Below are 17960 nucleotides of genomic sequence, written 5' to 3'. Positions count from 1 at the left end.
TAAAAAAACCGCCAAATGGCGGTTTTTTTATGGTCAGGTCTTAGTAAAGAATAATATTATTCTTTGGAATCTTGTCCTGCACCAGACTGAATTTTTTCAAAAGCTTCTTTTTGGGTAGTAGGTTGTGGTTGTTCTGGGCGTCCACATGCTGCTAATACCATTGCTGCGACGATAGCCAATACATATACAGATTTCATTGTAAATTCCTTAATAAGATTGCACAAAAACTACATTGTGGGTTCACAGTATATAACGAGACGGGGGCTTTACTCAAGAACTAAAATAAGCGATAAGTGCCGGATAGCGCTCCGCTGTCGAGTAGTTTGAGTCCTTGGGTGGGGAATAAAATAACGATTTCAAAATAAGGCTTAATGCAATTTAGAAAGTAAATCAGGCGCCTGTTATCTGTATAAAATGGGTGAATCACATAACTAGGGGACTGAATTGGAGAATCCTGAGCAAAAAGAAAGTAACACATCCGAATTGCTGCAGTTAATTGTGGTGCAAAACCATAATGAAGTCATCAGTGTGAGGGAGATAAAAAATTCTTTGCATGAGAGAGGGTTTGGCGTATTGCTGGCCATTGCCGCATTGCCACTATGTTTACCGGTTCCGGTGCCGCCAGGGTATACCACTTTTTTTTCGATACCACTATTTATTTTTTCCGTGCAGATGATGTGGGGTATGAAATCACCCTGGATTCCTCAATGGCTGGCAGCCAAGCAAATCAAAAAAGTAAATCTCGATAAAATGGTACAGAAAGCCACGCCCTGGTTGCGTAAAATCGAGAGCTATCTCCACCCGAGATTGACTTATATCAGCACGCATGCGTGGGAACGTATTATTGGTATTTTTGCATTTATATTTTCACTTTCAATTGCACTGCCGATTCCGTTAACTAATTTTCCTCCTGGCTGGGGTATTCTTATCATGTCTTTGGGATTGCTTAGCAAGGATGGGTTAACTATTATTGTGGGTATGATCGTTGGTACCGTGGGGGTTGGCATTACTCTGGTGGTGTTGGCTCTTTTATGGATGGGAGTCTCTATGCCGGATTTTTTTTGATAACAATAAGCGGAGAGAATTGACCGTCTATTTCGATCAGGTTTATTGATATATGCTGGTGTATATTATCTTCAAGATCAATTGGTAAGGTGGATGATATTTATGCTGTCACGTTCTGTGCCGCTTTATGGGTACCAGAATATTTCCAGGATAACTACCTATGGCTTCCTATTTCTCTAATCTGTTCTCTCAAAAATCAATAGGTTTGTTGTGCGGGCTATTACTCGCGTGCACCCATGCAAAAGCAGGTAACTTCAAAACATTACTTGCATTGGGACAACAGTATGAGCATGGTGAAGGTATCCCTAAAGACTACGCTAAAGCGATGGAATATTACTGCCTTGCTGCGCGGCGGGGTTCGTCCGATGGACTATACGCACTAGGGTGGATGTATGCCAATGGGCGCGGGGTAACGCGAGATGAAAAGACTGCCGCAGCATTGTTTACCCGAGCAGCTAAAAAGAAACACCCGGGTGCGCAAAAAATGATTGCTTACCTGCCATCAGACAATCGATCCAATACCACTTTACGTGGTTGTGAAATAGTTTCCTCTGCGAGCATCAATTATGCGGGCAATCAACAGATGACTTACCCTGTAGGGCAACAATCCGTTATCTCGTTAGTGTATAAATTAGCGCTGGAATACCGGGTGGATCCAAATTTAGTACTGGCTATTATTTCTGTTGAATCTGCTTTTAACAGTCGTGCGGTTTCTCCAAAAAATGCCCAGGGACTCATGCAGCTTATCCCGGCGACTGCCCAACGTTTTCAGGTCAAGGACAGTTTTGATCCCGAGGAAAACATCAAAGGTGGACTTGCCTATCTAAGATGGCTGCTTGCCTATTTCAGGGGAAATGTTGCGTGGGTGGTTGCTGCTTATAACGCAGGAGAAGGTGCGGTTGAAAAGTATCGTGGTATTCCTCCTTATCCTGAAACCGTTAAGTATGTCGACAAAATTCTCCAGCGCTACCAGAAAACTATTCATCCTTATCAGCCCGAAATAATTAACCGATCATCTTTCATCTTCACATCTGCAGAGTAATAAATATTAATTGGTGCGTAAACCAGGATTTGTTGGTTTTTTTTGTTTTTAAGGAAAGACAAAGCTGGGTTAATTTTGGGAATAATGCGCCATATCCATAACTTAACGTTAATTTTCATTTTTACCAAGTCCGTTAATAGCCGATTCTCGCTATATTTCAAATAAACAGGTATTCGAGTATCTGATTACAGGCTTCTCCTTTACGCTTTCTGATTTCGCTATCGTATGCCACGATCATGAGCGGCATGATGACTATAGCGGATGGGGGGCGCTATGGCATTTATCTGATCGCCGCACATCGCAAAGGTGCCAGCTTTCAGCGCATTCAAAGCCCATGGAAAAGGTGGTTTATTTTCTATGCCTATGTCCTCTCATACCCAGGAGGTATGGTCAACGTATCCTGAACCAGAGCGCGTACAGCGCCGGAACAAAAAGCAGTGTAATTGCGGTGCCAACCAGTACGCCACCGATCAATACATAGGCGAGCGGTCCCCAGAAACTGTCGAGCGTCAGGGGAATAAAGGCCAGCGCAGCGGCCAGCGCTGTCAGGACAACCGGGCGGGATCGGTGCACGGCAGCCTCCACCACGGCAGGTAGAATTTCCATGCCCGCTGCGATGTTGTCTGACACTTGCTGGGTGAGAATCAAGGTGTTGCGCATCAGAATACCCGCCAAACCCGTCAATCCAAGAAGTGCAACAAAGCCAAAAGGCTGGTTGAACAGCAATAAAGCGATTACTGCGCCTATTAAACCCAGGGGAGCCGTTGCCACGACGATAAAGGTGCCGGAAAATGAACGCATCTGCAACATGATGAAGATCAGCATCAGGCCAACCATAAGTGGCTGCAGTTTCTCGATCGAGGAATCGGCACGAATTGAGTCTTCGACGGTTCCGCCAATATCGATGCGGTAATCTTCGGGCAATGCCTGCCGGATATTTTTGAGATTTTCCCAGATGTCCGCAGTAATATCACTCGACTGCGCGCCACGCGCTTCCGCATTCACTGCGATGAAAAGTTCGCGATTGTAGCGCCGGATAACCGGGTCTTCATAACGCACCTGCTGTTCGCCAATTTGCGCCAGAGGCACTTTGCGTCCATCCTGGGTTTTTATTTCCAACGCCAATAGATCTGACTTGTTATCCTTTAGACCACGTGCACGCACCTCCACCGTGCGGATACCATGCCGCACCTCTGTAACGGACAAACCATCGAGCTGGAATTGAAGCTGCTGCGCAATATCCTGGGGTGTCAGTCCAGTCAGGCTCAGTTGGTTTTGATCGATGGCCAGATGGAGTATTGGTGCTCGCTCATCCCATTCCAGATGGGGGTCATGCGCGTAGGGGTTGGTTTTCATGACATCCCGCACCTGATGCGCAATTTCCCGTAGATTGACCGGATCTGGACCAACGACACGAAATGTGATAGGCCAGACAATGGGCGGGCCAAACAATAATGTCGTTACCCGGACCCTTGCTTCCGGAAATGCGCCGTTGACAATATGATGATCAAGCGCTGCCATAATTTTATCGCGCGCAGCCGCGTCTTTCGCCACGATAATGAGTTTGGCAAAAGCCGGGTCGGGCTGTTCTGGATTGACCGCAAAGAAAAAGCGTGGCACGCCCGCACCAATGTAGGACGAGTACGTTTTGATCTCCGGCATTTCAGCAAGAATCGCTTCCATTTTCTGTACCGTCGCATCGGTATTGATGATGGCGCTGCCCTGCGGCATAAAAATGCTGACCAGTATTTCCGGACGATCAGAGCTGGGGAAGAACTGCTTTTGCACTGGCCCGATCAGTCCGGCAATGCTTGACAGCAGCAAGGCGATGGTACCGAATACAATGGTTTTCCGATGCAGCACGCACCAGCGGATCAGTGCGCGAATTTTATTGTAGCGCGGTGTCTGATAAAGCTTGCCTTCATCGGCTGCATGTTTCTGCTGGTCAGGCAACAGCAAAGTGCCTAAATAAGGTGTAAAAGTTACTGCCACGATCCAGGATGCCAACAGCGAATAAGCAAGTACCCAGAAAATATTACCTGCATATTCACCTACACCCGATTTTGCAAAACCAATTGGCACAAAACCCGCTATGGTAACCAGCGTTCCGAACAGCATCGGCGCTGCGGTGACGGTCCAGGCATGAGTTGCGGCGCGTACACGGTCCCAACCTTCGGACATCTTCACCACCATCATTTCAATCGAGATAATGGCGTCATCCACCAGTAATCCAAGCGCGATAATCAACGCGCCGAGTGAGATACGATCAAGATTGATGCCGCCTGCCTTGATCAGGAGGAAAGTGATGCCCAGCGTGATCGGAATGGCAATCCCGACTACCAGCCCCGCATGCCAGCCGATTGCCAGCAAGGTTACGCCCATTACAACCATGACGGCAACCAGCAGCTTGATCTGAAAAAGATCGACAGCAGCAGAAATGACCTCGGCCTGATTGGTCAGTTGTGTCATGGACATGCCAAGTGGCAGGCGGCCACGCTCAGCTTCCAAAAAAGTGGCAAGACGTTCTCCGAGATCCAGGCCGTTCTCACCTTTGCGCATGACGACGCCCAGCACAACCGCATCCTCGCCTTGCGCCCGGACCAGGTAACTCGGGGGGTCCTCATAGCCACGACTGATGGTTGCAACGTCATCGAGGCGCAGCAGGCTATCGCCAATGCGGATTGGAATGGCGGCAAGCGCTGCGGGATCAGCAAGATCGGTATCCAGCCGGATATAGATGCGTGGCCCGGCTGTTTCCAGAAAACCAGCAGGCACCATGCGATTGTGCGCCTCAATCGCATCAAAGATTTGCTGTGGAGAAATTCCCAGATTGATCAGCCGAGCGTTATCAAACTCGATATAGACCCGCTCGCTGCGCTCTCCCAATATCAGCGCTTTATGCACGCCTTCAACCCGTTGCAGACGGTCGCGTATCGCTTCTGTTGCACGTGTCAGCTGCCACATGGGCATGCCGGGGGCGGTAAGTGCGATGAGCGTGAAGTAAACGTCAGAAAAATCCTCGTTGATGATGGGCCCAACCACTTCTCGCGGAAGACGGGGCGCCTCATCCACCATGCGTTTGCGCACCTGGTAGAAAAGATCCAGAATCATGGCGTTGGTAACATAATCATGAAATTCCACCTGCAAATCAGCCCGACCTGGACGAATCGTGGTTTCAATGCGGTATAGATGTTCTACTTCCTGAACACGTTTTTCCAGACGATCCACTACCTGGTTTTGGATTTCCTCCGTAGTAGCGCCTGGCCAAAGTACCGATACCACCATTACCCGTACGGTAAATGCGGGATCTTCCGCGCGCCCCAGCGAAAGAAAAGCGTAGATGCCGGCAAAAACTGAAAACAGAATAAAAAACAGCGTAACCGAACGTTCGCGGACAGCAATCTTGGAAAGATTAGGGAAACTCACTGCGTCAGCGCCTGAACGGCCATGCCAGGTTTAAGCAGGTTGACTCCCAGTGCGATGATGCGGTTATTCTCCGCTAGATCGGCACGTACCCAGGCATGCTCATTATCCAGTGCAATAACCTGGGCGGATACTGGTTGCGCCTTACCCTCGCGCAACTGCCAGATGCGCGCGCCTTCGCCGCGTTCATCCAAGGCGCCGAGTGGAATTTTCAGTGTACTGTCTGCACCGCTGTTTTTTATGAAATGGGTTTTTACGATCCGCCCCAGTAATAAATCCTGGTGATCCTGCTTGATGCGATAACGTGCGCGCCAGGTACGGCTGGCAGGATTGGCCGCGCCTGCCGCCTCACGCAGCAGCAGTGGCACATTGCCATCAGGCAGATCGGCACTGCCTGATTCACGCGGCAGGGCAGTCTCAGGGAAAAATACCTCCACCTCCCGCTCACCATCGTGTGCCAGCACCGCAATTGCCTGTCCAAACGAAATGACCTGGCCAGGCTCGCCGCTCACCTCAATCAGTACGCCGGATGCTTCCGCACGTAACCTGGCGTATCCCAAAGCATGTTGTGCCTGCTTTTCTCTTGCCCGTGCCGCATTCAGCCGGGCACGAGCTTCTTGTTCAGTCAGTTTGCTCCGGTCAAGCGCTTGCTTGCTCACGAAATTTCTTGCCAGTAATTTCTGGTCTCGATCTACGTCTGCTGTTGCGGTAGCAAGTGCGGCTACTGAGGCTGCCCGCTCAGCTGCGGCAGTCTGGATCGTCTGCAGCAGATCGCGTGTATCCAGTTCAAACAAAAGCTGATCTTTTTTAACCTGTTGTCCGGCATGAACGTGGCGCGCGGCAATGCGTCCACTCAGCTGAAATGCCACTGGTGTTTCATAGCGCGCACGCACCACGCCGGAGAGCTCCAGTGCGGATTGATCATCGGCGCTGGCCAGAACGGTTTTTACCCAGGGAGCCGTTGTTTGAGCCGAATCCGCCTTCTCATCGATCGAGCAGGCCGAAAATCCGAAAACAAAACAACCGCAAATTAGAAGTCGAGTAAGGGTAGTCATGATAACGAAGTGATTGCAGTGATTGCCCGATTCTAACAGGTTGACCCCCGCACCCTTGGTCTAAAACCAAACAACAACATAAAGTATAACGTGCGGCAAAAAGGTAACTGACGCGGAAAACTGCGTTCACACAAAATGTGAAATCATAACCAGACAAAAAATATTGCGCCAATGCACATGGCTTTAGCCTGGATGCTGGCGTGCGTTGCACCATGAATCAGCGTAAGAAATTGAAACGTCTGTGCCGTTACATCACGCGGCCGGTGATTGCCAGTAAATGGCTGACACGCAATGCTGCTGGGCAGGTGGTACTGACGCTAAAGACGCATCAGGATACTGAAAACAGTACTGACCATCACCTGCTTTGATCGAGCCGGAGCGCCTCGTCTCTCATGACCCCGACCTCTCGAACCGTTCAGTGCGAACCCCGATGCCGGGTGGTGCGGCAGGGTTGCCTCCTAAGAATGGAGGCTCCTTGTGCCGATTATGGATATGTGTATCTTCAATACGATTTATTTACAAACCGCTGGTTCCGTTTGACTTGATTCTTGCTTTATTCAGTTGGTTGCCCATTTGACCGGATTGCGCGGAAGAATTCATGGATGCCTGCTCGGCAGCGATCGCACTATGGTAAGCGGCTTTTGCCAGATTCTCCCGGGCAACCTGATCGTACTCCTGAATTTTATTCACGATGCGTAATTTAAGATATTTTCCATTTCTGCCGAGAAAACTGGTGCTTGGCTTGTTTTTAAGAATTTCTATTTGTATTTCTTTTTTATCCTGCATTTTGCTAGCCAAATGCCTGTGTTGTTCTGCTATTGCGATGTGATCGAGATAACTGCTGCGCGCCTGATTGACAGGCTGCATGTTGACACCTTCATTTGATGCAAATGTATTAGCCGATAAAACGATATTCAAGAAAAAAGCCAGCAATGAAAAAACGGTCAGAGATTTTTCTGTTTTCATAGTAGCAATAGCTCCAAGTAAATTGATACGCCACCATATTAATAAACTTCGGTCAATGCGTATATTGGGGAAACTATTGTTTTGCGCTAATGGAAACCATTAGAAGCTGATATGAAAAACACAAAATTGTAATTACCCGGAAACAATTGTCGAAATCGATACAAAAACACGCTAAATACCGTTTGTTTTATATGTTTCTCTAATGGTTTCGCTTAGATAAAAATAAGCGCCTCCCCGATTCTCTTGACTGCATAACTTACCTAGAATGACTACCGTGATGATATTGATTTTAGGAGAGATGATCATGAAAACAGGAAAAAGCGGGCTGGTAAAATGGATGGCTTTATTGACGCTGGTAGTGATGGCAATGCCCATCAGCGGATTCTCTGCGGAACAGGACGTACAACTCGGCTCAGTAACAATGAGCAGCGATGGAACGGTTAATCATCTTGCGCTGGCTGCTTACTATGAAAATCATGCTGATGAAATGCATGCCAGAATAGAAGAGCAGATTGAAGCGTTGAGTCACAAGCCTAAAAGTGGTTTCTTTGGAAAAAACGGAAGAAATATTAAAAAACACGTTGAATATAAAATTCATGAGTTTGAAAAAGAAGCTGAAGAAAGTTTAAAGAAAGCTGCGTATCACAAAGAAATGGCTGAAGAACAATCGATCCGTCCGGCATTCGTCACTTCAGGTAAAAAGAAAAGTTAAGTGATTCGGTTAACATACGAGGAAGCATTTGGATCAATCCTAAATCCAAACCTCCAGGTTTTTAGCAAAAAGCCCACTACGGTGGGTTTTTTATTGCCTTCCTTCCTCACTGAGATAAATAATAGCAAAGCCGTCATGTATGATAAGTTACCCGCTCCAAGCCGGCGGATCACTTCTAATGCTTCCGGCTCATCGCTCGGGCTGCGCATACCGCCCGCTGTCTGACTTAAAATAGCCGGATGATCAGTGGCGGCGCAACTCGGCGAGAGCTTCCACCTATTGTTCCAGCTGCGCCAGCCAGTCTCACACCCTCAAGTAACCTTGCGTTATGCGCAGCGCCCGATTCGTGACCTGAATTTATTGGCGCGCTATGGCATTCACCTGATCACCGTGCATCGCAAAGATGCCAGTATTGGCGAAGGATCAAGTCCGTGGTGGATGCTGCTGATCGTGATCATGCTGACGTCGATACTGACCGAAATGCTGAGCAACAATGCGAGGCGGTGCTGATACTGTTTTCTGGTCGTTGTAACCTTCCTCATAACTGCCATTTTTGTTTTCAGCGGGGTATCAGTGCGACAATTTGTCGCATTTACAGTGTCTTGCCGCCATGTTATGTTGGATTTCCTTTTTTACTGATACAGGATTGATGAAATCGGGAAAAGGTAAATATGTGCCATTTTTTATTAATAATTTATAGAGGTATGTGATGAATTTCGACAAAAAGTATCTGGTCTTTCTGTTATCCCTGCTTGTGTTCATGTTATGTTTTGGCAATGCACAGGCAATGAATCCAAATAAACGGCAGAGTATAGTCGTCAAGCTGAATTCGTTTGATGCCGCCAATTGGGAAGATCCCGTGGCGGGTGGACACAACTGGCAATCAGTTTGTATGGCAATGGGAATAACCGATCATGTACTTGGCAGGAAACTGGGACCGAGATATGCCAATGAAGTGACGCTTTTCCTGAATCTGAGTGCAGTGGAGCTGGCGGATACAGTTGATGTGCCTGATCTTTCCATTTTCACCTGTTCGAGTGGAAAGAATCTGCAACAGTATTGGGATGATCTGATCAGTAAAGGTGTTTCCATCATGGTTTGCCCAGGATGCGCTGTGATTGGCGGCGTTACGCCTGATATCGTGCGCGAGGGTGCGCATATGGGCAATATGCCAAGCGTACAGCAGCTCTTCTTGCGCGCAGATAAAGTGATTGATTTTTAACTTATTGAATAGTCAGTAACCAGGAGTCCCAATTAAGCATGGCGGTTTGTGTGTGGTTGCCTGCACAGATTGCCATGCTTTTTTTTGATGCATAAAGAATATATAAATTTTCGTGATAACGAAGGGTTTTTATGTTTCGACTGATCAAAACCATGGCATCCAGTACAGGCTTGTTTCTGATTTGCATGCTGGCTTTTCTGCCGTCAATAAATGGCCAGGCACAGGCTTGGATAATCGACAATCCTGCGGAAAAAGGAGCGAGACTGCCGCGCCTTGTGACCGTGCCCGATGGTTCAGTGTTGCTAAGCTGGGTGGAAACGACTCATGCTGGGAAAAAAGATGAGCATCATGCACTCAAGTATGCACTCCGCAATAAGGGGCAGTGGGTCAGAACTGGCGTGGTGACAAAGGGGAGTAACTGGTTTATCAACTGGGCAGATTTTCCATCGGTCGTGGCAATAGATGCCCATTTTTGGGTAGCGCACTGGCTGGTTAAATCTCCCGGGGGGCGCAGTTATGATTACGATATTCACCTATCCATTTCAACTGACGCAGGGCTGAGCTGGCAATCCGCAGTCAAACCGCATCGTGACGGCGTCGCGGCTGAACATGGGTTCGTATCAATTTTTCCAGTTGGGGGCAGTGCGGGCATCATCTGGCTGGATGGCCGTGACTATCAGACGGGTGGCATGGGTAAATTTGCGCTGCGCTATACGAAGCTTGACCGGGACGGCACTCTGCATGCTGAGGAAGTGATCGACGATGACACCTGCACCTGTTGCTGGACGGCAGCGACAACGTCAATAACCGGCCCGGTCATTGCGTGGCGTAGTCGGCGTGCTGGTCATGTCCGTGATCATCATATGGCACGCATGGAAGAGGGAAAGTGGTTAAAACCCGTTAAGCTTGGCCAGGATAACTGGGTAATCGATGCTTGCCCGGTCAATGGCCCCGGATTAATTGCCAATGACAATCAGGTGGTATCGGCGTGGTTTACGGCAGCAAATAACCGGCCAACAGTACGTGCGGCGCTTTCCCATGATGGTGGTAAACATTTTTCCGGGCCGCTTGAGGTAGATGCCAGCCAGCCATTGGGGCGGATCAGTCTTGCCTGGTTAGATAAAAAAACTGCTGTGATTGCCTGGTTGGGTGCAATCAATAAAATCAGCAAACGATCTCCGCTTATACTGCGTGCACTCTCAATTGATGGCACGCTTCATCCCACACTCAAATTGCTGGATATCGATCCGGGGCGCGCAACCGGCGTGCCACAGATGGTGCGCGCCAGCGATGGTGAGCTCATACTGGCCTGGACGGCGCCCGCGCCGGAATATGGCCTACGTACTTTGGTTCTGCCTGTTGGTGTACTGAAGAATTAAAGTTGTTTTCAGCAGCCCATTTTTTGAAATTTTTCAGAAATGCCTTGCAATCCACAACGAAATCAGGGAAATTTCATGGTTGTCGGAATGAAGTTAAATAAAAAACCGACTTTGGGGAATAATTCAACAGGGAGGAGAGAAATGAAATACAAAAGTATCGAGGAATTCAGGAATTATGTTGCGGAAAGAAACCCTGGGCAACCTGAGTTTCTGCAAGCGGTAACCGAGGTAGTGGAAAGCTTGTGGCCGTTCATTGTGAAGCATCGGCGCTATGCGGAGCATGGTCTGCTTGATCGCCTGATCGAGCCGGAACGGGTGATCATGTTCCGGGTTGCCTGGGTGGATGATCATGGAGAAGTAAAAGTCAACCGTGGTTACCGTATTCAGCATAATTCTGCGATCGGACCTTACAAGGGTGGTACGCGCTTTCATCCCTCGGTTAATCTTTCCATCCTCAAGTTTCTGGCATTTGAGCAGACCTTCAAGAATGCTCTGACAACACTACCAATGGGTGGCGGTAAAGGCGGATCAGATTTTGACCCGAAAGGCAGAAGTCCAGGCGAAGTGATGCGTTTTTGTCAGGCGTATGTCAGCGAATTGTTCCGGCATATTGGCGCGGATACCGATGTGCCAGCGGGTGATATCGGAGTGGGTGGCAGGGAAATCGGTTTTATGGTCGGGATGGTCAGAAAATTGACCAATCGTTCCGACTGTGTGTTTACCGGTAAGGGATTAAGTTTTGGAGGGTCATTATTACGTCCGGAGGCCACAGGTTATGGCGTGGTTTATTTTGTGGATGAAATGCTCAAACATGCGGGTCGTTCGCTCGATGGGTTGCGCGTGGCCGTATCCGGGTCAGGAAATGTCGCGCAGTTTGCGATAGAAAAAGCCATGGCTTTGGGTGCCAAGGTAGTGACGATCTCTGATTCCAGCGGCAGTATTGTCGATGAAGCCGGTTTTACAACGGAAAAACTGGCCATTCTGGCTGAAATCAAGAATCACCTGTATGGCAGAGTCAGTGATTATGCGGAACGTGTAGGTGTCAAGTTTCTGCCCGGCGAGAAACCGTGGTATGTGCCGGTTGATGTGGCGCTGCCCTGTGCCACGCAAAATGAGATCAGCGAGGATGATGCGGCTATTCTAATTAAACAGGGAGTGAGCTGTGTGGCGGAAGGAGCGAATATGCCCTGTACGGCAGGAGCGATTGAGCGTTTTGAACATGCCGGGGTATTATTTGCACCGGGCAAGGCGAGCAATGCTGGCGGGGTATCCACCTCTGGTCTGGAAATGAGTCAGCAGGCAATGCGGCTCTCATGGGGGCCTGAAGAGGTGGATATGCGTTTACTGGGCATTATGAAAGCGATTCATCAATCCTGTATCGATTACGGCACAGCCGATGATGGCCGTGTCAATTATATTGATGGTGCTAACATTGCCGGTTTTGTAAAAGTATCTGATGCGATGCAGGCGCAAGGCGTGATTTGATAGTGTTGAATTATCTATCCGATTTGCCCTGATAGGGGAGGCTAGTCAGAAGAAGTGGGTAAAGACGGCTTTGCTCATGATATTGACTATTTTTCTTTCCAGTAAAACTGGTTAGTCATAACGAAGCGGGGTGAGAAGGGTTGGGTAAATTCAGTATGACAGTTTCTGGATACGGGCATGTCGTGAAAAAAATTCTGGGCGGATGGGTGTTATTTTGGTGGGTCGGGTTGTTGTCTGCCAATATGGATGGAGATTTCATCAAAATCCAGGAAGCATTTCGTGCAAAGGATGTGACGAAAGTCACTTTTTATGCGGATCGTCTGCGCCAGCACCCGCTGGCGCCCTATGCGGAATACTATCGTTTGCGCCTGTCCGCTCAGAAGTATGACGAAACCCGGGTTAAGGATTTTCTGGCAAGGTATCAAAGCAGTTATATCGCCGATAAATTACGGGGAGAATGGCTGCAGATATTAGGGGAGGGTCGGCAATGGGCGGCATTCAACGAGGAATTCCCCAAACTGGTTCAACAGGATGATCATGTCGTATGCTTCGCGTTGTACATGAAGCTGCTCAATAGCGACCAGACTGCAGTGGCGGAATTAAAATCACGCTGGCTGAGTGGGCGCAATATGCCAAGAGGTTGTGTTGCTCCCTTTCAGGAATTAATTCGATCTGGAAAAATCTCGACAGATGATATCTGGTCAAGAATTCGGGCGGCGCTGGCGGCAGGTAATACCAGCGTTGCCAAAGAATCCAATAAGCATCTGGCTGCCGGTCAGGCAATTGATCCACGCAGAATCGATGCGGCAACAAAAAATCCTGCACGCTTTCTCGATCAACAAAAAAATATCAAAACCCGTGCTGATAAAGAGGTAGTTTTATTTGCCTTGCTGCGGTTGTTGCGCAGCGATACCAATCATGGGCTGGCACGCTGGTTGAAAGTGCGCGGGCAGTTTTCTGCCACTGATCAATCTTATTTTTTGGGTAATCTTGCTTATTGGGCGGCTATCCGTCAGGACGAGCGTGCATTGAACTGGTTTACGCAAGCCGTGAGTGGTAAAACAACCTATCCGCTGTCCGCAATCAATCATGCCTGGTGGACGCGAACCGCACTGCGCCAGCATAACTGGCAGATGGTGCTGCAAAGCATCGAAGCCATGCCGGAGTCAATGCGGCAGGAGGACGCGTGGCGCTATTGGCGCGCGCGCGCGTTCAAGGCAACCGGCAAGAAAAGTGATGCCAATAAGCTGCTTGCACAGTTAAGTAATGAGCACAGCTACTATGGGCAACTCGCCAAGGAGGAGCTGGGCGTGATGATGAGTATTCCGGTGGTACGGCATGCTCCCAGTGAGCAAGACATCCGCGCGATGGAAAATAATCCGGGTATCCGGCGTGCGCTTACGCTGTATCGGCTTGGCCAGCGCGTGGAAGCCAATCGTGAATGGAGCTGGACTATCAGTCAGTTTAATGATCAGCAGCTATTGGCAGCTGCCAGGGTTGCCGAACGTCACCAGATTTATGATCGCACCATCAATACGGCACTGAAAACCGTTTCCCAGCATGATTTCAGCTTGCGTTATCTGGCGCCGTATCGCACCCAAATGGAGCCGGTCATCAAGCAACAACAGCTTGATGAAGCGTATGTTTATGGGCTGATTCGCCAGGAAAGCCGGTTTATCGCCGATATCAAATCCAGCGCGGGCGCCATGGGGTTGATGCAGTTGATGCCGGCGACAGCCAAATGGGTTGCCGGTAAGCTCGGGATACCAAAATTTCAGACGGGTATGGTGACTGAAATCAATACCAACCTTCAGTTAGGAACTTATTATCTCAGGCATGTGCTGGATCAGTTCGACCAGCAACCCCTGCTGGCCGCTGCCGCCTATAATGCGGGACCTGGGCGGGCGAGGCGCTGGCGTGATGTCAAGCCCCTGGAGGGGGCGATTTATGCGGAGACCATTCCTTTCAATGAAACGCGCGACTATGTTCAGGTTGTCCTGAATAATTCGATGTATTACGCCAGCCAATTCAATCATCAGCGCAGACCTACTCTGAAAGAGCGGCTGGGAATCGTTGCCGCCAAACAAGTCAACTAGCCGTTATCCGGGAATGAAGACCTACCTGGTTGGCGGTTCCGTGCGTGACGAGTTACTCGGATTGCCCGTCCAGGATCATGATTATGTTGTCGTCGGTGCAACGCCAGCGCAACTTGAACAAATGGGCTACCGTCCGGTCGGCAAGGATTTTCCGGTTTTTCTGCATCCCCAAACCCATGAACAATATGCGCTGGCGCGTACCGAGCGCAAGGTTTCTCGCGGATACAGAGGATTTGAGATTTATGCGACACCGGAGGTAACTCTGCAGGAAGATCTGGCGCGGCGTGATCTGACTATCAACGCGCTTGCCAAGGATGAGCATGGTGAGATTATCGATCCATTTGGTGGTATCGCCGATTTGCAGGCTGGTATTTTGCGGCATATCGGCCCGGCATTTGTCGAAGATCCGGTCAGGGTTTTGCGGATCGCGCGTTTTGCCGCCCGCTTTGGCTTCCAGGTTGCTCCTGAGACGCTCGCACTGATGAAGCAGATAGTGCACGACGGCGAAGTCGATGCGCTGGTGGCCGAACGTGTCTGGCAGGAAATGGCGCGCGGATTGATGGAAACACATCCATCGCGCATGTTTTATGTACTGCGCGAGTGTGGCGCGCTGGCGCGGATCATGCCGGAAGTTGATGTTCTGTTTGGTGTGCCGCAATCCCCGCACGCCCACCCCGAGATTGATACCGGCGTGCATGTCATGATGGTCATCGATCATGCAGCAGCCAGACAATATGCGCTTGAAGTACGTTTTGCCGCGCTGATGCATGATCTTGGCAAAGGGACAACACCGCCGGAGCAATGGCCGCAGCATGCTGGCCATGAGGTGCGAGGCATCGCGCTCGTAGACGCGTTGTGCGAGCGCTTACGCGTGCCGGGAGAAGCAAGAGCGCTGGCTCTGCTGGTCACACGCTTGCATGGCGAAGTGCATCGTGCACTGGATTTAACCGCGACTGAAATCGCTGAGCTATTGCGCTCAACCGATGCGTATCGCAAACCTGACCGGTTTGACGCATTTCTACAGACCTGCGCCAGTGATTTTCATGGTCGTCCTGGTTTTGCGCAACAGGAATACCGGCAGATGGCGCATTTGCAGCGAGCGTTGCAGGCGGCAATTCAAGTCGACGCCGGTGCCATTGCCGGTCGGTTGCAACGAAATAATACGGGGAATGCTCATTTGTCCATGCTGATCAATCAGCATATCTACTCGGCAAAAGTAGCGGCAATCAAGGAGATTCTGATATTACGGTGACAGTTTACTAAATATACCAATAATGCCATATTGTCAGCATGGCTTGCTTACTTCGTATTGTAATATCCGGCTATTTGGTTCGGAGGATTAGATCGAAAAGTTAACGGCAATGACTGGCCGTGAATTTAAGGCGAAGAAATGCGGTCCCCCAAAAAAAGTAAAGGGTGGGAGCTAAGTATATTTAGTAAACTGTCACCGTAATCCGTGTTGGGGTTCATGCCTCACCCCAACCTACGCGCTATATTTCGTAATTTGCGGTTATGGCGAGCGTTATGCCTTAAAAAATAAAAGGAGAAAATCATGAATATTAATCACGCTCTACTCTTCGTCGCGTTCACCGCCGTTCTGTCTGGATGCGCATCAAATCAGCTGAAGTTATCTGTCGAACTTCAGCAAGAAATAGATACTCCTCTTTACTGCAATAGCGAAGATGAATGCAAGGTTATGTGGGAGCGTGCAACATTCTTTGTAAATGACAATGCTGGTTTCAAACTGCAAATTCATAACGACACCATCATCCAAACATACAACCCAACTGAATACTCAGTAAACTTAGCCTTCAGTATATCGAGGGAACCCTTGGGTAATGGAAAATATCAAATCTGGACTAAGGCCTGGTGTGCCAATATGTTTGGATGCCAACCAAATCAAGACGAAGCTATCGCCAAAGCAAAACGTTATATGCGCACAGGTCAGAAATAAGGTAATTACGGTGATAATTACGGTGACAGTTTACTAAATATATTGATTATGCAACATTGCCAGCATGGCATAGTTAGTGTATTTGGTAAACTGTCACCGTAATTTTGTTAGATCGAAAAGTTAACGGCAATGACTGGCCGTGAATTTAAGGCGAAGAAACGCGGCCCCCCAAAAAAAGTAAAGGGTGGGAGCTAAGTATATTTAGTAAACTGTCACCGTAATCCGTCACCGTAATCTGTAATCGTGTCACCGTAATCGATAATAGAACGTAGGTTGGGGTGAGACACGAACCCCAACACGACAGCCGTTCAATCACCAGCCAGCCATAATCAAGGCAATAGGGGTCTAACCCTTTTGCATTTTGTGCAGGAGTGCGCCCATGCTGGGCGCACAAAAAAAACCGCCTCCGGTTCCCCAGAGGCGGTTTAATTGGTTTGGCGTTTGCGTTGGGGTTCGCAAGCTCACCCCAACCTACGCACTACACCCGAATAGCGTAATTCCCCATCGTGGTGATTTTAGCCATGACTCGTCTGGTCATTTCAGACAGTGGTACGATTTCCTCAACCGCACCGATCGCAATCGCTTCTTTGGGCATGCCAAAAACCACGCAGCTGGCTTCATCCTGAGCAAAGTTGCAGGCGCCTGCTTCACGCATCGCCAGCATACCGGCTGCGCCGTCCTTGCCCATGCCAGTCAGGATGACGCCAATTGCATTGCTTCCCGCGTATTTGGCGGCGGAATGAAACAGCACATCCACCGAAGGCCGGAAACGGTTGACGGGCTCAGCCTGGCTTAATTCTGTGACATAGTTAGCGCCATTTTTTTTCAGTAACAGATGCGAGTGTCCCGGAGCCAGATAGGCGTGGCCAGGCAGCACACGCTCCCCTCCTTGCGCTTCCATCACACGAATTTTACTGAGCCGATCCAGACGTTCCGCAAATGAGCGCGTAAACGCTGGCGGCATGTGCTGCGTGATCAGAATCCCCGGACAGTCGGATGGCAGAGCGGTCAAAAACTCCTTGAGCGCCTCGGTGCCGCCTGTTGAAGCACCAATAATAATCAGCTTCTCTGTTGACGTGGCCTGTTGTCTGAATGTGGTCGGCTGCGCCTGTACCTGGCGAGCTTCATGCGTGCCGGCAGAAGGTTCCAGACGGCGAACACGTGCTGTGCTGGCCGCTCGAAGCTTGTCCGTGATTTCATCTGTATAGCTTTCCATGCCATTACGAATATCCATTTTTGGCTTGGCAATATAATCTACCGCACCCAGTTCCAGCGCGCGGAATGTGGCATCCGAGCCCTGATCAGTCAGGGTTGAAACCATGACCACCGGCATCGGCCGCAGCCGCATCAGTTTTTCAAGGAACGTCAATCCATCCATTTTTGGCATCTCGATATCCAGCGTCAGCACATCCGGATTGCTGGCGCGGATCATTTCTCTTGCCACCAGGGGATCGGGAGCAGCCCCGATGACCTCCATATCCGGCTGACTATTGATAATCTGTGTCAGTAAATTCCGGATCAGGGCAGAATCATCGATTATAAGTACGCGAGTTTTTTTCAT

Annotated in this window: 17 protein-coding genes; 12 read left to right on the top strand and 5 right to left on the bottom strand. The window is 49.4% G+C overall.

From position 1 onward, the window contains the following. Positions 1 to 56: 56 nt before the first annotated feature. Entirely contained in the window at positions 57 to 197 is a 141-nt protein-coding gene (locus tag IPG31_03675) for a hypothetical protein (GenBank protein MBK6617492.1), read from the bottom strand. A 247-nt stretch (positions 198 to 444) separates the two neighbouring features. Between IPG31_03675 and IPG31_03670 the strand changes: the two genes are divergently transcribed. From IPG31_03670 to IPG31_03660, 3 genes are all read left to right on the top strand, one after another. After that, complete coding sequence (locus IPG31_03670; protein ID MBK6617491.1) at positions 445 to 1065, top strand: exopolysaccharide biosynthesis protein; 621 nt, start codon at positions 445 to 447, stop codon at positions 1063 to 1065. 160 nt (positions 1066 to 1225) lie between these two features. Further along, entirely contained in the window at positions 1226 to 2107 is an 882-nt protein-coding gene (locus IPG31_03665) for a transglycosylase SLT domain-containing protein (GenBank protein MBK6617490.1), read from the top strand. 245 nt (positions 2108 to 2352) lie between these two features. After that, positions 2353 to 2511 carry a hypothetical protein gene (locus tag IPG31_03660; GenBank protein ID MBK6617489.1) on the top strand — a complete coding sequence of 53 codons (159 nt, stop codon included), beginning with the start codon at positions 2353 to 2355 and terminating at the stop codon, positions 2509 to 2511. Here the strand turns inward: IPG31_03660 and IPG31_03655 are convergent. Both IPG31_03655 and IPG31_03650 read right to left on the bottom strand, forming a co-directional pair. After that, the gene (locus tag IPG31_03655; GenBank protein ID MBK6617488.1) at positions 2498 to 5533 is read right to left on the bottom strand and encodes an efflux RND transporter permease subunit; all 3036 of its coding nucleotides are present in this window, start codon (positions 5531 to 5533) and stop codon (positions 2498 to 2500) included. The genes IPG31_03660 and IPG31_03655 overlap by 14 nt on opposite strands. Then, positions 5530 to 6585, bottom strand: a complete 1056-nt coding sequence (locus tag IPG31_03650) for an efflux RND transporter periplasmic adaptor subunit (GenBank protein MBK6617487.1) — start codon at positions 6583 to 6585, stop codon at positions 5530 to 5532. The genes IPG31_03655 and IPG31_03650 overlap by 4 nt, the downstream gene beginning before the upstream one ends. Positions 6586 to 6785: 200 nt before the next feature. Between IPG31_03650 and IPG31_03645 the strand changes: the two genes are divergently transcribed. Next, a complete protein-coding gene (locus tag IPG31_03645; GenBank protein ID MBK6617486.1) occupies positions 6786 to 6953 on the top strand; it encodes a transposase in 168 nt (55 codons plus the stop codon). 148 nt (positions 6954 to 7101) lie between these two features. Here the strand turns inward: IPG31_03645 and IPG31_03640 are convergent, their stop codons facing one another. After that, positions 7102 to 7551, bottom strand: a complete 450-nt coding sequence (locus IPG31_03640; protein MBK6617485.1) for a hypothetical protein — start codon at positions 7549 to 7551, stop codon at positions 7102 to 7104. A 304-nt stretch (positions 7552 to 7855) separates the two neighbouring features. Here IPG31_03640 and IPG31_03635 point away from each other — a divergent pair, with 304 nt between their 5' ends. The 8 genes from IPG31_03635 (at position 7856) to IPG31_03600 (ending at position 16399) form a co-directional block, all read left to right on the top strand. Further along, positions 7856 to 8263, top strand: coding sequence for a hypothetical protein (locus tag IPG31_03635; protein ID MBK6617484.1), 408 nt, complete (start codon positions 7856 to 7858; stop codon positions 8261 to 8263). A gap of 246 nt (positions 8264 to 8509) precedes the next feature. After that, entirely contained in the window at positions 8510 to 8773 is a 264-nt protein-coding gene (locus IPG31_03630) for a hypothetical protein (protein ID MBK6617483.1), read from the top strand. Positions 8774 to 8972: 199 nt separating this feature from the next. After that, on the top strand, positions 8973 to 9485 hold the full coding sequence (locus tag IPG31_03625; GenBank protein MBK6617482.1) for a DsrE family protein: 513 nt from the start codon (positions 8973 to 8975) through the stop codon (positions 9483 to 9485). 131 nt (positions 9486 to 9616) lie between these two features. Further along, positions 9617 to 10864 carry an exo-alpha-sialidase gene (locus IPG31_03620; GenBank protein ID MBK6617481.1) on the top strand — a complete coding sequence of 416 codons (1248 nt, stop codon included), beginning with the start codon at positions 9617 to 9619 and terminating at the stop codon, positions 10862 to 10864. Between the two features lie 141 nt (positions 10865 to 11005). Further along, positions 11006 to 12349 carry an NADP-specific glutamate dehydrogenase gene (gene gdhA / locus IPG31_03615; GenBank protein MBK6617480.1) on the top strand — a complete coding sequence of 448 codons (1344 nt, stop codon included), beginning with the start codon at positions 11006 to 11008 and terminating at the stop codon, positions 12347 to 12349. A gap of 182 nt (positions 12350 to 12531) precedes the next feature. After that, on the top strand, positions 12532 to 14445 hold the full coding sequence (locus IPG31_03610) for a lytic transglycosylase domain-containing protein (GenBank protein MBK6617479.1): 1914 nt from the start codon (positions 12532 to 12534) through the stop codon (positions 14443 to 14445). Between the two features lie 13 nt (positions 14446 to 14458). Continuing rightward, positions 14459 to 15697 (top strand): multifunctional CCA addition/repair protein, encoded by a 1239-nt coding sequence (locus IPG31_03605; protein MBK6617478.1) that lies wholly within the window; start codon positions 14459 to 14461, stop codon positions 15695 to 15697. A 300-nt stretch (positions 15698 to 15997) separates the two neighbouring features. Next, the gene (locus IPG31_03600; protein ID MBK6617477.1) at positions 15998 to 16399 is read left to right on the top strand and encodes a hypothetical protein; all 402 of its coding nucleotides are present in this window, start codon (positions 15998 to 16000) and stop codon (positions 16397 to 16399) included. Between the two features lie 478 nt (positions 16400 to 16877). Here IPG31_03600 and IPG31_03595 read toward each other — a convergent pair whose 3' ends face one another. Next, complete coding sequence (locus IPG31_03595) at positions 16878 to 17960, bottom strand: chemotaxis response regulator protein-glutamate methylesterase (GenBank protein MBK6617476.1); 1083 nt, start codon at positions 17958 to 17960, stop codon at positions 16878 to 16880.

The sequence above is a fragment of the Nitrosomonas sp. genome, assembly GCA_016703745.1.
Taxonomy (GTDB): domain Bacteria; phylum Pseudomonadota; class Gammaproteobacteria; order Burkholderiales; family Nitrosomonadaceae; genus Nitrosomonas.
Note: the sequence above shows the minus strand (reverse complement) of the source record. Positions and strands in the feature narration are given on the sequence as shown.